The sequence below is a fragment of the Priestia sp. 3CA3 genome (genome assembly GCF_056836725.1).
The window spans coordinates 253,027-269,052 of record NZ_JBXENJ010000006.1 but is presented as its reverse complement, the minus strand read 5'-3'; the positions used below and the strand labels follow the sequence as shown (position 1 = coordinate 269,052).

Below are 16,026 nucleotides of genomic sequence, written 5' to 3'. Positions count from 1 at the left end.
TGATATTAGAGAGGCGATACTTTGCATGGGGTGGACGGTTTAGTAATAGACATCGCCTAACCGAGCATATCTCATTTCTAATATATACGGCTTTGCCCCTTATTGTATAAGCAAAATCACATAAGGAGCTGGCAGAAATGACGTATGTAAAAGCAACAAATATTTTACCTGAAGAGCTGATTAGTGAAATTCAAAAATATATTCAAGGAGAAACCATTTATATTCCGAAGCCGCAGAAGGCAAGGAAGAAATGGGGCACTTGCTCTGGTGGAAGAAAGTTGATTGACGAGCGAAACGAACAGATTAAGACGTTGTTCAAAAAAGGAGCTTCAATCGAGGAGCTAGCCCGTGAATACTTCTTATCAACCGAAACCATCAAAAAAATTGTATATAAAAAGCAACGGTAAAAATCAAGCGCGGGCGACTGAATGCCCGCGCTTTTTTAGGTATAGTTTATTTCTGATTTATTTTTTACATTTCGTAAAAGGAATCCATACGGTAAAGTAAAAAGTAGCTGATTACCTGAAGAAGGAGTGAAGAACGTGGAAGCGTTTATAAGAAATGATCAATATAACTTTATCAAAAGCCAAACGCAAATTCTTATCAATGGGTATGGAACAGTGAATAATTCCGATGTGCTGCAGGCTTTAAAAGCTCTTGCAAAAGAAAAAGTATTAAACGCGTTTGAAGTTCTTACTGAGGAACAGGAAGAGTTATTGCTACCGGTTGCTGAAGTTAAAAATAAAGAACAAGCAGAGGTGTTTTTAGAAACGATAAAGCCTTACGTGATTTCATTTAAATCGTTTACAGAAGCTGGCGTGAAAAAATTGTTTCCGAAAGTGAAAAAGTTAAAGATTCCTTCAGTTGATACCATTGATCTAGGGAGCATTTCATATGTTAGCTGGGTCGATAAAGGCTCAAACAAAAAGTTTATCGTAGCGCAGGATCTCTATACTCAGAAGCTAAAAGGTATTCAAGGAACATTTAAGCCTATCAACCAGAAGGGAATATGCACACTTTGCCACAGCTACGAGGAAGTCGGTATGTTCACTGCTGAAATCAAAGGAACTGTTCAAGGAACATTTACCCAACGAGGAAATTATATTTGTCAAGATAGCGAAGCGTGTAATCAAAACTTGCTTACCTTAGATCGGCTTCATGATTTTATGTTGAGGCTCAGTAAATAGCATGCGGCTAATAAGAAAAATACAAAAAAAGAAGGTTCAGTCTCTATACTTTTGGTGAGACTGAGCCTTCTTTATCTATCTGTTTTTCTCGATTGGATTGTCACGATAGCTAATCCAATCGCTCCAGCTGCCGGTATATAATTTTACATTTGGAAAACCGGCTGATTTTAAAGCCAAAACGTTAGGGCAAGCAGATACACCCGATCCACAGTATACAATGATTTCAGTATGAGAATCAATAGCAGAAAAGATCTCTTTCCACTCTTTATCTGTTTTCCATAAACCTTCTGAAGTTAACACATCTTGCCAAAAAGAATGAATGGCGCCTGGAATATGTCCTGCTACAAAATCAATGGGTTCTTCTAAGCCGAGATATCTCTTTTTTTCACGAGAGTCGACAAGAACAACATTAGGATTATGAAGATTCTCTTTTACGTATTCAACTCCTGCAAGTCCCCAGTCTTGTTGAACGAAAGGTACAAAAGTTTGAGGAGAAGCAGCTGGAACGCTCTTAGTTGTTTCATATCCCGATTTTTTCCAGTTAGTAAAACCTCCATTTAAAATTTGTACGTATTCAATTCCTATATATCGCAGTAGCCACCATGCTCTTGAAGCCATCATTCCGTTTTGTTCATCATAAACGACGACTCTGGAATCAGCATTAATTCCTAAGCTGCCGAGCTTCTGAGCGAGCTTTTGAACATCGGGCAGCGGGTGTCTGCCTCCGTGAGAAGTAGCCACAGAGGACAAATCTTTTTCTAAATCCAAATAATGAGCATCCGGTAGGTGCTCATTTTGATAAGCATCTGCTCCTGCCTCAGGCTTTCCAAGGGTAAATCGGCAGTCAAGCAACACGATGGAGTGTTGGGGTTGCTGTAATGCAGTATGTAAGTCAGCCGGTGAAATAATAGTGTTCATAACATTCACATCCTTTTACCAAAATTCTAGTTGAAATAAATAAAAATGAAAAGCTTTAAATATAAATTACGGCAAAGGTATGCTGCTTTCCTTCAATTATTCCCCATAGAATAATTGACCATTTTAGCGCTTATCTGATGCAGAGTGAAATGTTCCTGTGCTACAGTTATAGTAAGAGTTACATAGTATAAGTTAAATACTCAGCGCAATGTCATACTTACTATTGATGAGAAGGAGAGAGAAAGATGCAAACAAATGAAAAGAAAGAATTTAAACTGATTGCACTAGATATGGATGGAACCCTGCTGAACAATCAGCAAGAAGTTTCTGAAGAAAATCGTGCGGCCATTGCTAAAGCTCAAGAACAAGGTGTTCATGTGGTATTAAGCACGGGGCGATCTCTTTTAACATGCCGTGAATACGCGCAGTCTCTTCAGCTGTCTTCTTACCTTATTACAGTAAACGGAAGTGAAATTTGGGATGAATCTGGACAGCTTGTAGAACGAAAGTTAATTGATGCTTCACACATTGAGAAAATGTGGAATTTAACGCAAGAGCATAAGCTTAACTTCTGGGCTGTGACGACGGATAAAGTATGGAGAGATGAATTTCCAGAAGATATTGCTTCACAGGAATGGCTGAAGTTTGGCTACGATATTCCAGATGATGCTTTACGAGAAGAAGTGCTGAAACAAATAGCAGGCATTTCAGATTTTGAAATCAGCAATTCTAGTTTAACGAATCTAGAAATTAATGCACTTGGTATTAACAAAGCAAAAGGGATCATGACTGTATGTGAACGTTTGGGCATTTCAATGGATGAAGTCATTGCAATGGGAGACAGCTTAAATGATATGGCTATGATTGAAGCGGCAGGTTGTGGAATCGCCATGGGAAATGCTCAGGAAGCTGTAAAAGAAGCAGCGGACTGGGTGACAGATACAAATGTCAATAACGGAGTAGCGAAGGCTATCAGCCACTGGGTACTGAAATAACAGCAGCTCTACACAGCAGGCGTCACTGTTGCACCACTTAACTACTTTCCGCATAAACTGATACTGGATGCCTCCCTTAGAGTTCGTCTTATACGTATATATAAGGAGAAGCCATCTAGTTAAGGAGTGGGGAGTATGAGCGATTTATCATTAGACAAGCTGTTAAAAAAAGCAGAAAATAAGCTGCAGAATGTACATGAAATAGTGCAAGAAAAAGCGTACGAACTCATTAGGCAAGCATATAAAGAAAGTATATTTATTGTGATCACTGAAGGATTTAGATCGATAGAGCAGCAGCGCAAACTATATTCACAAGGCCGAACAACACCAGGAAGTATCGTGACTAATGCCAAAGGCGGCTATTCTTATCATAATTATGGACTAGCTATTGATATTGCGCTGCTTGATAACAACGGAGAAGTTGACTGGACCATTGATCGAAGATGGAACAAAGCGGGAGAGGTAGGAAAAAGGATCGGGTTGGAATGGGGAGGAGATTGGAAAAGCTTAAAAGATTATCCTCATTTTCAATATACATTCGGTTTATCTTTGTCGGAGCTTCGAAGTGGAAAAAAACCTGAGAAACAGACGGAAAAGGTTTCAAGAGTGCTAATTGAATACGGAGATCGAGGAAATCAAGTACAGTTAATTCAACGTATGCTTATTCACTTAGGCTATTCTCTTTTTGGAGGAGCAGACGGTATATTCGGGTCTTCCACTCTCAAAGCGGTAAAAGCTTTTCAACAAGCACTTTATTTGCAGGTAGATGGAATAGTTGGACCGAAGACACTCGAAAAACTCTATGGAAATTTTAATAAAACTATGTTCTAAATAACCATAAAAATATGAGAACGAGAAAAGGAAGAAAAGAGATGGATGGAAATCGTCTCCTTTCTTCCTTTTCTGTAGTTATGGTAGAAAAACTGAAATTTATAAAGAAATAAAAAGGATTTTCTAAGCGTAAGAAACGTTCACGTGATCTAACTGGATAACATTGCTCAACAACACGATATCTTTATATATTTCACTTTTTACAGAGGCGTTTGAACAGTTTTGATAGTCTTTCAACAAGCGGCCAAGTTCTTTAATAAATAACAACGTCTCTTGTTCATTAATCATAGTCAAAACTCCTTGTTTAGAAATGAATCCAGGTCATTATATAGGAATTCTATCATATCTATACGCACCTGTTGACAAAAAAAGTTCGTCAATTTTTTTGTGAGAAGAAGAAATTTAGGGATATGTGGAATGCGTTCGACTCTCTCATTTTATACATATGCAGCTTGTCTAAAAATATGAGAGTAGTTATAGTAATATTTACTCCTAATTATGCAACTTAAAACCTATTTTAGAGGTTATCCGTAAATTCCCTCTATTGTAGAGTGATGGAACAAAAAAAGAATGCCTCCTTTTGTATCTTTAGTATGATAACGTTTTGAAGGAATAAGGCATATTTTTGAGTTTTAAGATGGATTTGTATTAGATCTTTTGACACGCTCTTTTTGTAGGGGGAGGCATATTTACTTTCTATTAAAGAAAATTGTAAAGCTCCAACGAGTTTCTAAATCAGAAACTCGTTGGAGCTTAATTTTTTGGATAAGGGATGTGCAAAAGTTCTGGGACGGTCACAAAATGATATCCTTCTTGTTTAAGTCTAGGAATGATGGTGTCCAGCGACTTTGGGGTGTTGGAAAGATCCATGGTCCAATGGCCGCCGTCGTGCATCAAAACAATTGTTCCAGCGTGCATGTTCTTAAATACATTCTTGGTGATTTCCGCTTCTGGGATTTGCTTCCAGTCTAATGAATCAGAAGACCAGTTAATCGCATAGACATTTTCATTTGGCAGCTCGCTGATCATTTCTTGCGTTAAATTTCCATAGGGAGGACGAAACAGCTGTGTTTCAAACCCGGTAATGTTTTTAATAATAGCCTGAGTTTTGGCAATTTCCCAGTGAAACTTTTCAGTCGATTCTTTTAGTAAGTTGGGGTGCCAATAGGTATGAATCCCAACAGCATGACCTTCAGCTACCATTCTCTTCACCAGCTCAGGATGTTCGTGAGCTTTTGCCCCAATAAGAAAAAAGGTTGCTTTAATACCATGCTTTTTCAATTGATCCAATACATGTGGAGTAAAGCGCGGATCCGGTCCATCATCAAATGTTAGGGCGGTTTGCTTTAGGTGGTTATTACCTTGATAAAGCAAACGGTCACGCACAGCTATATTTTTTACTTGTTCCGCTTTACATAGTGCAGGAAGGGCTCCATTAAATAAGAAGCACAGTGTGAGAAGCAGTATACTAATTCTTCGTATCATGTACATGCACGCTCCTTTCTAGGACAAAGTATAACGTTATGATACCCGATTAAAAAATTTGTATGAAGCTGAATTGCCCTTTTGTTCCAAAACGTATGATATGCATGAAACAGCGCACTATAATAAACAGTTACTATTAGGTCAAGAAAGGAAAAAACAGATGAAAAAAATACTGATCGCTGTAGCATTAATCTTTTCGCTAAGTTTATCTCCCTTAGCTGAATATATTTCCTATCACGATGACTATAACGCAAGTGCAAGGTCGTATCGTTCGGGAAAGCGTTCGTTTAATAGACAGCCAAGCGTTAGACAAAATGAGCCGAGATCTAATTTTTCAAATCGCAGAAATGGAACTGTAAATCGAGGCGTTACCCGTTCAAAACGAGGAGGATTCGCTCGTGGACTGCTTTATGGGGGTCTGGCAGGGATGTTATTTGGCGGTTTGCTTGGTCATATGGGTGCACTGGGCGGGATTTTTGGGTTATTAATTAACATTTTGGCTATTGTGCTTGTCATTAATTTAATTCTGCGCTTTTTTCGCTCTTCTCGCCGCGACAACAATTGGAGATAGGCGGTAATTGCTGTCATAAACTGATAAGAAAGCTCCATATAAATAAGAAAACGCTTTCTATAGTTAATCGAAAGGATGAAACGTATGTCAGCAAACAGACAGCGCAGCAAGTACTTGGCGTTTTGCACAGAATGCGGTCTCCCAAACAGGTTAACATTGTTTCTTTTAAGACAGTACGTTGCGACAGACGAATATAGCGGATTTTATTGTGGGAATTGCGGAATTCGAAACGAATTTCCAGATTCGGTCATTGAATATATTAAAGAACTTTAAAGAGGCTGAGACAAACGTATATTAGTTGAAGAAGAATCCGAGCGGTGAATCGTTCGGATTTTTTCATGGATAGGCTGAACGTAGACCTTATGTATGCAGCTGATTCTAGCGGTTGGTTGAAGGACAAGGTGTAGAAAAGCTAAATAGATAAGAACTCGCCGAAGGAGCGCAAACGGCGAGGAAGCTCATCATCATCCCATAAAAAGTGAGGTATTACACGGAAATCAACAGCTGTATCATAGGCGATTCATACTCAATTATTTATCCCATTCGTTCTGGGATTGGATTGATTTCGTTATGTCTCAATCTCTTTGTTTATTTGATAAAACTATGTTCTAAATGCGAATTAAAAAGAAAACATGGCTGCTTACAAAAAAGAAGCAAGGCCTAAATACTTTTCTTTATCAAAGATAATCGAGAAATGTCCCATTTTAAGCTTGGTGATTAAAGGTAATGCAAAGAGTTTATGAGAAGAATATATAAAGTTAGTGACGGTAGACTTAACTAACATTTTTAATTGCAGAAAATCAATTGAACCATACTTTAAACGGACGCATATACTACATTAAAATTTTAGAAAGCGGAGGAATGGACTAATGCCTGTTTCCGTCATTTTCAACCAAATAAACGTGGTAAGTATGGTGTCCAATTCAGTAATTGCTTCAGGTCAAAATAGCCAGCCAGATTGGAATTCCCAAGGTAAATTTAACTTAGGAAACGGTTTTGCTATAAATTCAGCTATATTGGGGAGCACGAATATTATTAATGATCAGGATGTTTGTGATACGCCAATTACTCAGCCTGAAAATATTAATCCTCAGCCAGTTTCTCAGTTTTAGGAAAAAGAAGATGAAAGAAGTTGAGAAAAGTTGATTATAAAATTTACTAATCTTAATGTTACGTATATTTCTAATAACTCTGGTATTTTCACAGGAGAAAATACTCAATCAGATTGGGAAGTGAATTGGAAAAGTAATACGGGGTTTGGTGAAATAATCGGCTATAATAACTTTGCCTCTCAAATGGTAAATGTTATTAACGATAATGACGTCGTTGATTCCAATTTTTCTGAACACATAGATTTCAACAATGCTCCTGTTACACAAAGTTAAAGAAGTAAAAGTAACTAGGCATTCTATCAATCGGTTGTTTTGGCAGAGTGGCGAGGATATATGAGTAACAGGCTTAAACCATCTTTTATACAGATGGTTTTTTTGCTAGCTTATTTTAGAGGGAAAGCTATTAATATACACTGCAAGGGGAATGAGAGGAATACTTTTATAGTAAATGGAGTAAGTATCATAGAAAAGGCGTAAAAGCTTAAATGATTAAAGAGACGTTCAATTTGAGACGAACAAATAAGAATTTAAACATAAGATAATGTATTTTCAGTTTTATATTGAATCAGATGAAGTAAACTGCTGTCTGTGAGGTGTTTTTATGTCTAATATTCACTATCATTCCATCAAAGTAAATAAAATCCAAAACAGTTCAGGCCTATTTTATGGCGTTAATATTCAATATAAATGGAGTCATAAAAGTCGAATTTCTGACGGTTTCGGAAAAATAGTTGGTCATTCTAATAAAATTTTAAATAATACCACCGTGGCGAAAACCCCTAAAAAAAATGATGAGTAAAATCGTAGAGTTAAGTTTCTTTTGCAGCCTGCTTAAAAGAGTCATTTACATCATCTTCACCAAGAACAAGATGTGTATTGTAGGATAGTTGATTATCATCTCCCGAAATTGTGCCGAAACCTGAATTGCTGCTGCTGATTGTAGTTTCCCAATTTTTTTGCATATTTTTTCCTATAAATACTCCTGCGTTGTTTTTAACCGTATTTACGGTGAGGTCATCAAAAATGATTTGCGGAGAACGGAGATCTATTTTCATAATTCCTCCCGATACATATGAGACATTAATTAAAGTTATCTAATACACTACTATATGTTGTAAATGGGCTAAAAGTGTTAAAACAAATGAGGGGTCAAACTCTATGGATGAAAAGGTGTTGAATATACTCAAAAACATTGAAAAAAGGCTCGCAAGCTTAGAAAAACACGTAAATGAACTTTCAAAAGAAAAGGTCCAATCTTTTCATTTAGATATAAAGAACGTTGAAACACTGAACTTGGACGAACTGTCTTATTATTTAGAACATATTGATGTAAAGGAACTTAGTGGAACTTTGAATATTGGTAATACTTTTCCTGCGCAAACGAATCAATATCAAGCGCCGAGAAAGAAAGGTAAAAAAACAACAAATGACTCTGATGTTAATCGGAAATCGGGTAGTCAGAATAATAAAGCAAAAAATAAAGAAAAGGGTCCTTCTGAAATATCAGTTAAAATTAATGAAAGAAGTGTCCCTTACAAACTAATCCATACAGAAAAAATGAGGGAGTCTAATCAGGCTCTAGAATCAATCTTTAGCATAGGGGACATTCATATTGGTACAATCGAAGATGCTTCAGCTGTAAACTTTGGTAATAACTTTCCGACAAATTTTAGAAGTCATAAAAAAGTGAGTCAGGGATTTGGCAATATTTTGGGCAATCAAAATGATATACATGACATCTTATCCTCTTTAGAGGAAAAAGATGCTTCAGAAGTATACAATGAAAACCAAGGTGAAAAGCCGCCTGAATGGCTGGACACAATGATAGAAGAACAAAAGAAGGAAATGGATGAAACAAAGCTAGACGAGGATGAAGAAGGATGAGGAAGAGAGTAAAAACTTTGGATTCTCAAATCATTGTTGTCGAAGCTGGATTTCTGAAAAAAAGCTTTAATTAGGAAATAAATAAAATAGAAAACCTGCGCTCTAAACGAGCGGCAGGTTTTCTATTTTATTTCTAGGCCGCTGCAGTTTCAACATGAAAAAGAGCATGCGTAATTTAATTGAACACTGGGATAGATCGGTTCTTTCATTCCCACAGATATGGAGTCTCTTGGTAAACATAATAGTTTAACCAATTCATAAACAGCAGGTTGGCATGAGAACGCCATGTTTTTAAAGGTTTTTTGTCAGGATCATTGTTTGGGAAATAGTGTTCCGGAAGCTTTGGTTCTAGTCCTTTTTCTGTATCTCGAAGAAATTCTTCTTGCAGTGTTTGAACGTCGTACTCTGGGTGGCCTGTCACGAAAACAAACTTTTCGTCTTTAGACATCGCCATATAAACACCAGCTTCTTCAGAGTAGGAAAGAAGCTCAAGGTCAGGATGATTTTTTACTTCATTCATGTCTACATCAGTGTGACGGGAATGAGGAGAATAAAAGACATCATCAAATCCTCGCAGCAGCTTAATGGGTTCTTCACTCGATACAACATGTGTAAATACACCCGTGCATTTATCAGAAAGAGGTCGCTTGTCAATGCCAAAGTGATGATAAAGTCCGGCTTGAGCTCCCCAACAGATATGAAGGGTAGAAGTCACATTTGTTTTACACCAATCCATAATTTCTTGAAGTTCTTTCCAGTAGTTTACTTCTTCAAATGGTATATGTTCTACAGGTGCTCCTGTAATAATCATTCCGTCATATTTTCGTTCTTTAATTTGTTCAAACGTTTTATAAAACTGATCTAGGTGATTTTTACTCGTTGTTTTTGCTTTATGGCTTGCCGTGTAAAGAAGTGTAATATGCACTTGCAGCGGTGAATTCCCGAGTAAACGTAATAATTGCGTTTCAGCTTTTTCTTTTTCCGGCATTAAGTTTAGGATAACAATATTAAGCGGGCGAATTTCTTGGTTAACCGCGCGCACGTCGTCCATGATGAAAATTCTCTCTTTTTCTAAAATTTCTTTTGCCGGAAGATCACGTGGAATATTAATAGGCAATAAAATTCCTCCTATTCGATTTCGAAGTAATGACGCGTATAAATGTTCTTTCTCACGTGAAGATGAGGTTCAACATTTATGTACAATATACTATTATAGGAATATACAGAATATTAAGCAATTGAATTTTGAAAAAAAAGAGCATTAATATGCGTAATGGCTAAAATGAAATGGTACAATAAGGTTAAATTGGAGCATTGCTATGCTTTTTTAGCATGACTGAAACTCAGTAAAATTTATAGAGCAGTTGTTCCTGTATTTATTAAACTTCATATCTCCCCCAGAAAACGGATTTTATCCTTTTTTGATGAAGTGTTTAAAAAGAATTCTCAGCAGAAAAGGGGTTTTTATATGACAACTAAGAAGCAAATAAAAAGTGATTTGCAAATTGCACAAGAGGCAACGATTAAACCGATTAAAGAGATTGCCGAGCAGCTAGATATTTTAGAGGCCGAGTTAGAGCCGTATGGACATTATAAAGCCAAGCTTTCTTTATCCGTTATGGAACGTTTACACACAAAACAAGATGGAAAAGTGATTTTAGTTACAGCTATTAATCCAACTCCAGCAGGAGAAGGGAAGTCGACAGTGACGGTTGGCTTAGCTCAGGCATTACATAGATTAGGTAAAAAAGCGATTGTCGCCATGCGTGAACCATCTCTTGGTCCGGTAATGGGAATTAAAGGAGGTGCCGCTGGAGGCGGTTATGCTCAAGTGCTTCCAATGGAGGATATTAACTTGCACTTTACTGGAGACCTGCATGCCATTACAACAGCTAACAACGCGCTGGCCGCTATTTTGGATAACCATATACATCAAGGCAATGAACTGCGCATTGATACACGTAAAATTACGTGGAAACGAGTGGTTGATTTAAACGACCGCGCGCTGCGTCAGGTTGTCGTTGGATTAGGTGGTCCGATGCAAGGTGTTCCTCGAGAAGATGGTTTTGATATTACCGTTGCATCAGAAATTATGGCTATTTTCTGCTTAGCGTCAGATTTACAAGACTTAAAGCGTCGCTTAGCGTCTATTGTTGTAGCTTACAACATGGATAATGAGCCTGTAACGGTTACGGACTTAGGTGCACAAGGAGCGCTTACTCTTCTTTTAAAAGACGCGATTAAGCCCAACCTTGTACAGACATTGGAACATACTCCAGCCCTCATTCACGGAGGTCCTTTTGCTAATATTGCCCACGGTTGCAATAGCGTCATTGCAACAAAAATGGCTGCAAAACTAGGCGACTACGTAGTAACAGAAGCGGGATTTGGAGCAGATTTAGGCGCAGAAAAATTCCTGAATATTAAAGCTCGTATGGCAGATATTAAACCAGAAACGGTAGTAATCGTTGCGACAATTCGCGCTCTGAAAATGCATGGAGGTGTTCCTAAAGAGCGTTTAAATGAAGAAAACATTGAGGCTTTAGAAGCAGGAATTGAAAATCTTGAAAAACATATTGAAACGATTCAGGCATTCGGTGTTCCTTATGTTGTAGCCGTGAACCGTTTTGTAACAGATTCAAAAGGTGAAGTAGAAGCGCTTATGAATTGGTGTGCTTCAAAGAATGTTCCAGTTGCTTTAACAGAAGTATGGGAAAAAGGTGGAGAAGGCGGCGTCATGCTTGCTGAAAAAATTCTTGAAGTCATGAACGAGACGGAAAGTCAGTTTTCTCCTCTTTACGATGTGTCAGCTTCGATTCCAGAAAAAGTAGAAGCTATTGCTAAAACCGTATACGGAGCACAAGGCGTAGATTTTGCTCCAAAAGCGTTAAAGCAAATACAGCAATTTGAAGCAAACGGATGGGATCACCTGCCGATCTGTATGGCCAAAACGCAGTATTCGTTAAGTGATGATCAGACGAAGCTGGGGCGACCAACTGATTTTAAGATTACAGTGAGGGAATTCCGTCCTTCGCTCGGCGCTGGTTTTCTCGTGGCGCTAACAGGTTCAATTATGACAATGCCTGGACTTCCAAAAAAACCTGCTGCGCTCAATATGGATATTGACGAGAATGGACATGCACTAGGTATTTTTTAAGAGAAAAGCGATGCCTTGGCATCGCTTTTCTTATGATACAAAACAAAATAACAGGTATGTTATGAATTAATTTGGCAAGAAAGAAGAAGAGTTGACTGTTCGTATTTTATAAAAAAGGAAGTAGTTGAAATGTTTGATCCAATTGTATTTGATAATTTAAAAGTGGTTGTAGAAGGAGAGATCTATGATCTTGATTTATCTGGGCAAGTATCTGTTACAAATCGCGAAGATTTTGTAGACTTAGCTCAGTTTACTCGAACGTACCGCATTTCTTTTCAACAGCATTTTTGCTGTACCGCGTCGCTAACTTTATCAACCGACTTAGATAATATTCATGCGGAATTAACGCCTTCCCGTGTAGAAAAACCAGGTTGTACAGTTTATATTCATTTTCAGCTGAAAAAACAAAAACCGTTTGAAGAAGCTGAGTTTAGAAACATACAGGAAATGTGTGAAAGGATCTGGGGAACAACAAGAGTGGTTAAGCAGCGTATTACTCATGAAGTTGGAGGAAACGAATATGAAAACAATATTGCGGTAACCTTTAACCGATTCATTTACGAAGATCAAGTAGGAGATTTAATCGAAATGATTGATTATATGCTGCAAACGACTGATCAGCTAAAGGTTCTTTACGACAAATCATAAGAGCGTTTCAGTTGTACTTCAGAAATAAAGTGAATTACAATAGGGAAAAGGAGGCGTTTTAATGAGCGTGTATGAATACTCTGCAAAAACAATTAAAGACGAAGACGTATCACTATCTAACTATCAAGGTGACGTACTGTTGATTGTGAATACAGCTAGCAAATGCGGCTTCACCCCTCAATATAAAGATTTACAGGCGCTGTATGAAGAAGAAAAAGAAAACGGTCTAACGGTTCTAGGTTTTCCTTGCAATCAATTTGGTGGTCAAGAGCCAGGAAGTTCAAATGATATTGAACAATTTTGCGAGTTAAACTACGGCGTTTCGTTTCCAATGTTTGCAAAAGTAGATGTAAAAGGTGAGCATGCACATCCGTTATTTGCATACTTAACGGAACAAGCACCTGGCCTGCTAGGTTCTAAAGCGATAAAGTGGAATTTCACAAAGTTTTTAGTGAATCGTCAAGGTGAAGTCGTGAAGCGATACGCACCTCAAACTGCACCAAAAGATATTCAAAAAGATATAAAAGAATTGCTGTAAAAGCAGGTGGATCTCCATCTGTTTTTTATTTTTCAGCCAGGGTTTTCAAAGGGTGCTCAGCTGTCAGTGAGACGAGCGCCTTACTTTGTGCTAAAATAATGGTGGATATAATTGAGGTGAGCAAATGAACAAAATAGAAAAGACGGAAAAGTGGGTTCAAGCAAAGCTTGCGCATGACACGACGGGACATGACTGGCAGCATATCGATCGCGTGCGTCGAAATGCAGTGCTTTTATATAAAAAAGAAGGCGGCAACCGGGAAGTTATTGAACTAGCCGCGCTTTTACACGATGTGGTAGATGATAAGCTAGTGGAAGATGTTGAAAAAGCGTATGAAGAAGTGCGGGAGTGGCTGAAGAGTCAGCGCGTAGAAGAAGAGAACTGCAAGCATATCGTTCATATTTTACAAACGATGTCATTTAAAGGCGGAAACCGTCCGGCTATGGCCACGCTTGAAGGTCAAGTTGTTCAAGATGCAGATCGCTTAGATGCAATTGGTGCGATTGGTATCGCACGTACGTTTATGTATGCAGGTTCTAAAGGCACGGCTCTGTATGACGAAAACATTGCTGTACGAAGTGAGATGACAGAGGAAGAATACAGACACGGAAAATCAACGGCTATTGCTCATTTTTATGAAAAGTTGTTAAAGCTGACTGCGTTAATGAATACTCAAACAGCACGGTCTCTAGCGCAAGAGCGACATACATATATGAAAGAATTTTTAGTTCAATTTAAGAAAGAGTGGAATTATCATTATGAAAATGCTGACTGTTGAAAACTTAACAAAAACATATGGAGAAAAAGAGCTGTTTCATCAGCTAACGTTTACAATTACGGAAAATGAGCGAATCGGCTTAATTGGTGTAAACGGAACAGGAAAATCGACGCTTCTTAAAATTATCGCAGGTCTAGAGCTGGGAGATGAAGGGGATATTGTTCATGCTAAAGACTACAGCGTGACATATTTACCTCAGCATCCGGATTTTGATGAAGACTTAACGGTTTTAGAGCAAGTTTTCAGCGGAGATACGCCCCTTCTTAATTTATTAAAAAACTATGAGCTAGCTCTATATGCGTTAGAGCAAGATTCTGCAAACGAGAAGAACCAGCAGACACTGTATGATTTACAGCAGAAAATGGATGCGATGAACGCGTGGGAAGCCAATTCTAACGCACAGTCGATCTTAACGAAGCTGGGAATTTCAAATATGAGTGCAAAAATCGGCGAACTTTCAGGTGGACAGAAAAAGCGCGTGTCAATTGCCCAAAGCCTAATTCAAACACCTGATTTATTAATTTTAGATGAGCCGACTAACCACTTGGATTATGAGACGGTTAAATGGCTCGAAGAATATTTATCCAAATATCAAGGAGCCGTATTGCTTGTTACTCATGATCGCTATTTCTTGGATGCTGTTACAAACCGAATTTTTGAATTAGACGGTGGAAATTTATATAGCTATAAAGGAAACTATGCTGCTTTTCTAGAAGGAAAAGCGATTCGAGAAGAGCAGGAAAAAGCAACTCAAGCAAAATTAAGCAACTTATATCGCAATGAATTGGCTTGGATTCGCCGAGGAGCAAAAGCGCGTACGACTAAACAAAAAGCGCGTATTCAGCGATTTGATGAATTAGAGGGAAAACTCGATTCTTCTGAAAAAGAATCATTGGATTTAAGTTTAGCAGGCAGCCGCCTTGGGAAAAAAGTGTTTGAATTAAAAGATGTGTCTAAGACGTATGAAAATAAAATCATTCTTTCAGACTTTACGCACATCGTGAAAAAACAAGACCGAATTGGAATTGTCGGAAAAAATGGAAGCGGAAAGTCTACCCTGCTGAATATGATTGCAGGACGCATTGAGCCGGACAGCGGTGAAATTGACAGAGGACAAACGGTTAAAATTGCTTACTATACTCAAGAAAGCGATGATATGGACTTGAATCAACGCATGCTTGATTATATTAAAGAATCGGCAGAAGTTGTTCATACGACGGATGGGAAAATGATCTCTGCATCGCAAATGCTTGAGAGATTTCTATTTCCTTCACATACGCACGGAACACCGATTCAAAAGTTGTCCGGAGGAGAGCGCCGTCGTTTATATTTATTGAAATTGTTGATGACATCCCCAAATGTTTTACTGCTAGATGAGCCGACTAATGATTTGGATACTCAAACGCTAACGGTGCTTGAAGACTACCTCGAAGAATTTCCAGGTGTTGTTATCACGGTATCGCATGATCGTTATTTCTTAGATAAAGTAGCAGATTACTTACTTGTCTTTGAAGGAGAAGGAAACATTTCGACTTATTTTGGCGCTTATACAGATCAATTAGAAGAAGCGGTGAAAAAGAAGCAGGCAATGGTTCAGCAGGCTAAAGTGAAAGAAGAAAAGCCAAAACAGCCGGAGAAAACGAAAAAGCGTCGCTTAACGTATAAAGAACAAAAAGAATGGGAAGAAATCGAAGATCATATTGCAGCAAAAGAAGAAGAAATTGAACGCTTAACAAGTGAAATTGAACAGGTGGGCAGCGATTATACAAAAGCGCATAACCTATCGTTAGAACAAGAAAAAGCAAATGAAGAATTAAATGCACTGCTTGATCGCTGGGCAGAGCTTTCAGAGCTAATTGAAGAAATTGAAAACGCGTAAACAAGTCGTTAGACTGAGTATAAGCCACATGCTACAATTTTAA

At 38.0% G+C, this 16,026-nt stretch carries 19 protein-coding genes; 14 read left to right on the top strand and 5 right to left on the bottom strand.

Translation table 11 applies throughout. The features are described 5' to 3' along the window. The first annotated feature begins 128 nt into the window (after window positions 1-128). Complete coding sequence (locus AC1VNJ_RS17810) at window positions 129-407, top strand: CD3324 family protein (protein ID WP_285852074.1); 279 nt, start codon at window positions 129-131, stop codon at window positions 405-407. 135 nt (window positions 408-542) lie between these two features. Beyond that, a complete protein-coding gene (locus tag AC1VNJ_RS17805; RefSeq protein ID WP_063247258.1) occupies window positions 543-1,187 on the top strand; it encodes a FusB/FusC family EF-G-binding protein in 645 nt (214 codons plus the stop codon). A 75-nt stretch (window positions 1,188-1,262) separates the two neighbouring features. Here AC1VNJ_RS17805 and AC1VNJ_RS17800 read toward each other — a convergent pair whose 3' ends face one another. After that, window positions 1,263-2,105, bottom strand: coding sequence for a sulfurtransferase (locus AC1VNJ_RS17800; RefSeq protein ID WP_482641126.1), 843 nt, complete (start codon window positions 2,103-2,105; stop codon window positions 1,263-1,265). 245 nt (window positions 2,106-2,350) lie between these two features. On the opposite strand from AC1VNJ_RS17800, the gene AC1VNJ_RS17795 reads away from it, so the two are divergent. Together AC1VNJ_RS17795 and AC1VNJ_RS17790 are read left to right on the top strand one after the other, a co-directional pair. Further along, complete coding sequence (locus tag AC1VNJ_RS17795) at window positions 2,351-3,100, top strand: Cof-type HAD-IIB family hydrolase (protein ID WP_048021311.1); 750 nt, start codon at window positions 2,351-2,353, stop codon at window positions 3,098-3,100. Window positions 3,101-3,235: 135 nt separating this feature from the next. After that, a complete protein-coding gene (locus tag AC1VNJ_RS17790; RefSeq protein WP_154991428.1) occupies window positions 3,236-3,931 on the top strand; it encodes a peptidoglycan-binding protein in 696 nt (231 codons plus the stop codon). Between the two features lie 123 nt (window positions 3,932-4,054). Here the strand turns inward: AC1VNJ_RS17790 and AC1VNJ_RS17785 are convergent, their stop codons facing one another. Both AC1VNJ_RS17785 and AC1VNJ_RS17780 read right to left on the bottom strand, forming a co-directional pair. Then, entirely contained in the window at window positions 4,055-4,219 is a 165-nt protein-coding gene (locus AC1VNJ_RS17785; protein ID WP_013056680.1) for a hypothetical protein, read from the bottom strand. A gap of 465 nt (window positions 4,220-4,684) precedes the next feature. Beyond that, window positions 4,685-5,416, bottom strand: a complete 732-nt coding sequence (locus AC1VNJ_RS17780; protein ID WP_049164204.1) for a polysaccharide deacetylase family protein — start codon at window positions 5,414-5,416, stop codon at window positions 4,685-4,687. 160 nt (window positions 5,417-5,576) lie between these two features. On the opposite strand from AC1VNJ_RS17780, the gene AC1VNJ_RS17775 reads away from it, so the two are divergent. The 4 genes from AC1VNJ_RS17775 (at window position 5,577) to AC1VNJ_RS17760 (ending at window position 7,898) form a co-directional block, all read left to right on the top strand. Then, complete coding sequence (locus tag AC1VNJ_RS17775; protein WP_482641125.1) at window positions 5,577-5,987, top strand: hypothetical protein; 411 nt, start codon at window positions 5,577-5,579, stop codon at window positions 5,985-5,987. An 84-nt stretch (window positions 5,988-6,071) separates the two neighbouring features. Further along, window positions 6,072-6,260: a hypothetical protein gene (locus AC1VNJ_RS17770; protein ID WP_014460480.1), complete on the top strand. Its 189-nt coding sequence runs from the start codon at window positions 6,072-6,074 to the stop codon at window positions 6,258-6,260. A gap of 596 nt (window positions 6,261-6,856) precedes the next feature. Further along, entirely contained in the window at window positions 6,857-7,099 is a 243-nt protein-coding gene (locus AC1VNJ_RS17765; RefSeq protein WP_014460479.1) for a hypothetical protein, read from the top strand. A gap of 601 nt (window positions 7,100-7,700) precedes the next feature. Continuing rightward, window positions 7,701-7,898 (top strand): hypothetical protein, encoded by a 198-nt coding sequence (locus tag AC1VNJ_RS17760; protein WP_482641124.1) that lies wholly within the window; start codon window positions 7,701-7,703, stop codon window positions 7,896-7,898. Between the two features lie 10 nt (window positions 7,899-7,908). On the opposite strand, the gene AC1VNJ_RS17755 is transcribed toward AC1VNJ_RS17760, so the two are convergent. After that, complete coding sequence (locus AC1VNJ_RS17755) at window positions 7,909-8,154, bottom strand: hypothetical protein (RefSeq protein ID WP_028413656.1); 246 nt, start codon at window positions 8,152-8,154, stop codon at window positions 7,909-7,911. A 103-nt stretch (window positions 8,155-8,257) separates the two neighbouring features. Here AC1VNJ_RS17755 and AC1VNJ_RS17750 point away from each other — a divergent pair, with 103 nt between their 5' ends. Continuing rightward, entirely contained in the window at window positions 8,258-8,983 is a 726-nt protein-coding gene (locus AC1VNJ_RS17750; protein WP_028413655.1) for a hypothetical protein, read from the top strand. Window positions 8,984-9,188: 205 nt separating this feature from the next. Here the strand turns inward: AC1VNJ_RS17750 and metA are convergent, their stop codons facing one another. Further along, on the bottom strand, window positions 9,189-10,100 hold the full coding sequence (metA, locus tag AC1VNJ_RS17745; protein WP_098112517.1) for a homoserine O-acetyltransferase MetA: 912 nt from the start codon (window positions 10,098-10,100) through the stop codon (window positions 9,189-9,191). Between the two features lie 351 nt (window positions 10,101-10,451). Here metA and AC1VNJ_RS17740 point away from each other — a divergent pair, with 351 nt between their 5' ends. From AC1VNJ_RS17740 to AC1VNJ_RS17720, 5 genes are all read left to right on the top strand, one after another. Beyond that, window positions 10,452-12,140, top strand: a complete 1,689-nt coding sequence (locus AC1VNJ_RS17740) for a formate--tetrahydrofolate ligase (RefSeq protein WP_098626769.1) — start codon at window positions 10,452-10,454, stop codon at window positions 12,138-12,140. A gap of 129 nt (window positions 12,141-12,269) precedes the next feature. Continuing rightward, window positions 12,270-12,788, top strand: coding sequence for a hypothetical protein (locus AC1VNJ_RS17735; protein WP_033578762.1), 519 nt, complete (start codon window positions 12,270-12,272; stop codon window positions 12,786-12,788). A 61-nt stretch (window positions 12,789-12,849) separates the two neighbouring features. Further along, window positions 12,850-13,326 carry a glutathione peroxidase gene (locus AC1VNJ_RS17730; RefSeq protein ID WP_028413651.1) on the top strand — a complete coding sequence of 159 codons (477 nt, stop codon included), beginning with the start codon at window positions 12,850-12,852 and terminating at the stop codon, window positions 13,324-13,326. A gap of 124 nt (window positions 13,327-13,450) precedes the next feature. Beyond that, window positions 13,451-14,104, top strand: coding sequence for an HD domain-containing protein (locus AC1VNJ_RS17725; protein ID WP_033578763.1), 654 nt, complete (start codon window positions 13,451-13,453; stop codon window positions 14,102-14,104). Next, the gene (locus AC1VNJ_RS17720; protein WP_034269353.1) at window positions 14,085-15,983 is read left to right on the top strand and encodes an ABC-F family ATP-binding cassette domain-containing protein; all 1,899 of its coding nucleotides are present in this window, start codon (window positions 14,085-14,087) and stop codon (window positions 15,981-15,983) included. The genes AC1VNJ_RS17725 and AC1VNJ_RS17720 overlap by 20 nt, the downstream gene beginning before the upstream one ends. Window positions 15,984-16,026 lie beyond the last annotated feature (43 nt).

What these genes read in the sequence shown, in the direction of transcription:
- AC1VNJ_RS17800 (WP_482641126.1), bottom strand. Translation starts at nt 2,105, where the DNA reads ATGAACACTATTATTTCACCGGCTGACTTACATACTGCATTACAGCAA.
- AC1VNJ_RS17795 (WP_048021311.1), top strand. Translation starts at nt 2,351, where the DNA reads ATGCAAACAAATGAAAAGAAAGAATTTAAACTGATTGCACTAGATATG.
- AC1VNJ_RS17790 (WP_154991428.1), top strand. Translation starts at nt 3,236, where the DNA reads ATGAGCGATTTATCATTAGACAAGCTGTTAAAAAAAGCAGAAAATAAG.
- AC1VNJ_RS17785 (WP_013056680.1), bottom strand. Translation starts at nt 4,219, where the DNA reads ATGATTAATGAACAAGAGACGTTGTTATTTATTAAAGAACTTGGCCGC.
- AC1VNJ_RS17780 (WP_049164204.1), bottom strand. Translation starts at nt 5,416, where the DNA reads ATGATACGAAGAATTAGTATACTGCTTCTCACACTGTGCTTCTTATTT.
- AC1VNJ_RS17775 (WP_482641125.1), top strand. Translation starts at nt 5,577, where the DNA reads ATGAAAAAAATACTGATCGCTGTAGCATTAATCTTTTCGCTAAGTTTA.
- AC1VNJ_RS17770 (WP_014460480.1), top strand. Translation starts at nt 6,072, where the DNA reads ATGTCAGCAAACAGACAGCGCAGCAAGTACTTGGCGTTTTGCACAGAA.
- AC1VNJ_RS17765 (WP_014460479.1), top strand. Translation starts at nt 6,857, where the DNA reads ATGCCTGTTTCCGTCATTTTCAACCAAATAAACGTGGTAAGTATGGTG.
- AC1VNJ_RS17760 (WP_482641124.1), top strand. Translation starts at nt 7,701, where the DNA reads ATGTCTAATATTCACTATCATTCCATCAAAGTAAATAAAATCCAAAAC.
- AC1VNJ_RS17755 (WP_028413656.1), bottom strand. Translation starts at nt 8,154, where the DNA reads ATGAAAATAGATCTCCGTTCTCCGCAAATCATTTTTGATGACCTCACC.
- AC1VNJ_RS17750 (WP_028413655.1), top strand. Translation starts at nt 8,258, where the DNA reads ATGGATGAAAAGGTGTTGAATATACTCAAAAACATTGAAAAAAGGCTC.
- AC1VNJ_RS17740 (WP_098626769.1), top strand. Translation starts at nt 10,452, where the DNA reads ATGACAACTAAGAAGCAAATAAAAAGTGATTTGCAAATTGCACAAGAG.
- AC1VNJ_RS17735 (WP_033578762.1), top strand. Translation starts at nt 12,270, where the DNA reads ATGTTTGATCCAATTGTATTTGATAATTTAAAAGTGGTTGTAGAAGGA.
- AC1VNJ_RS17730 (WP_028413651.1), top strand. Translation starts at nt 12,850, where the DNA reads ATGAGCGTGTATGAATACTCTGCAAAAACAATTAAAGACGAAGACGTA.
- AC1VNJ_RS17725 (WP_033578763.1), top strand. Translation starts at nt 13,451, where the DNA reads ATGAACAAAATAGAAAAGACGGAAAAGTGGGTTCAAGCAAAGCTTGCG.
- AC1VNJ_RS17720 (WP_034269353.1), top strand. Translation starts at nt 14,085, where the DNA reads ATGAAAATGCTGACTGTTGAAAACTTAACAAAAACATATGGAGAAAAA.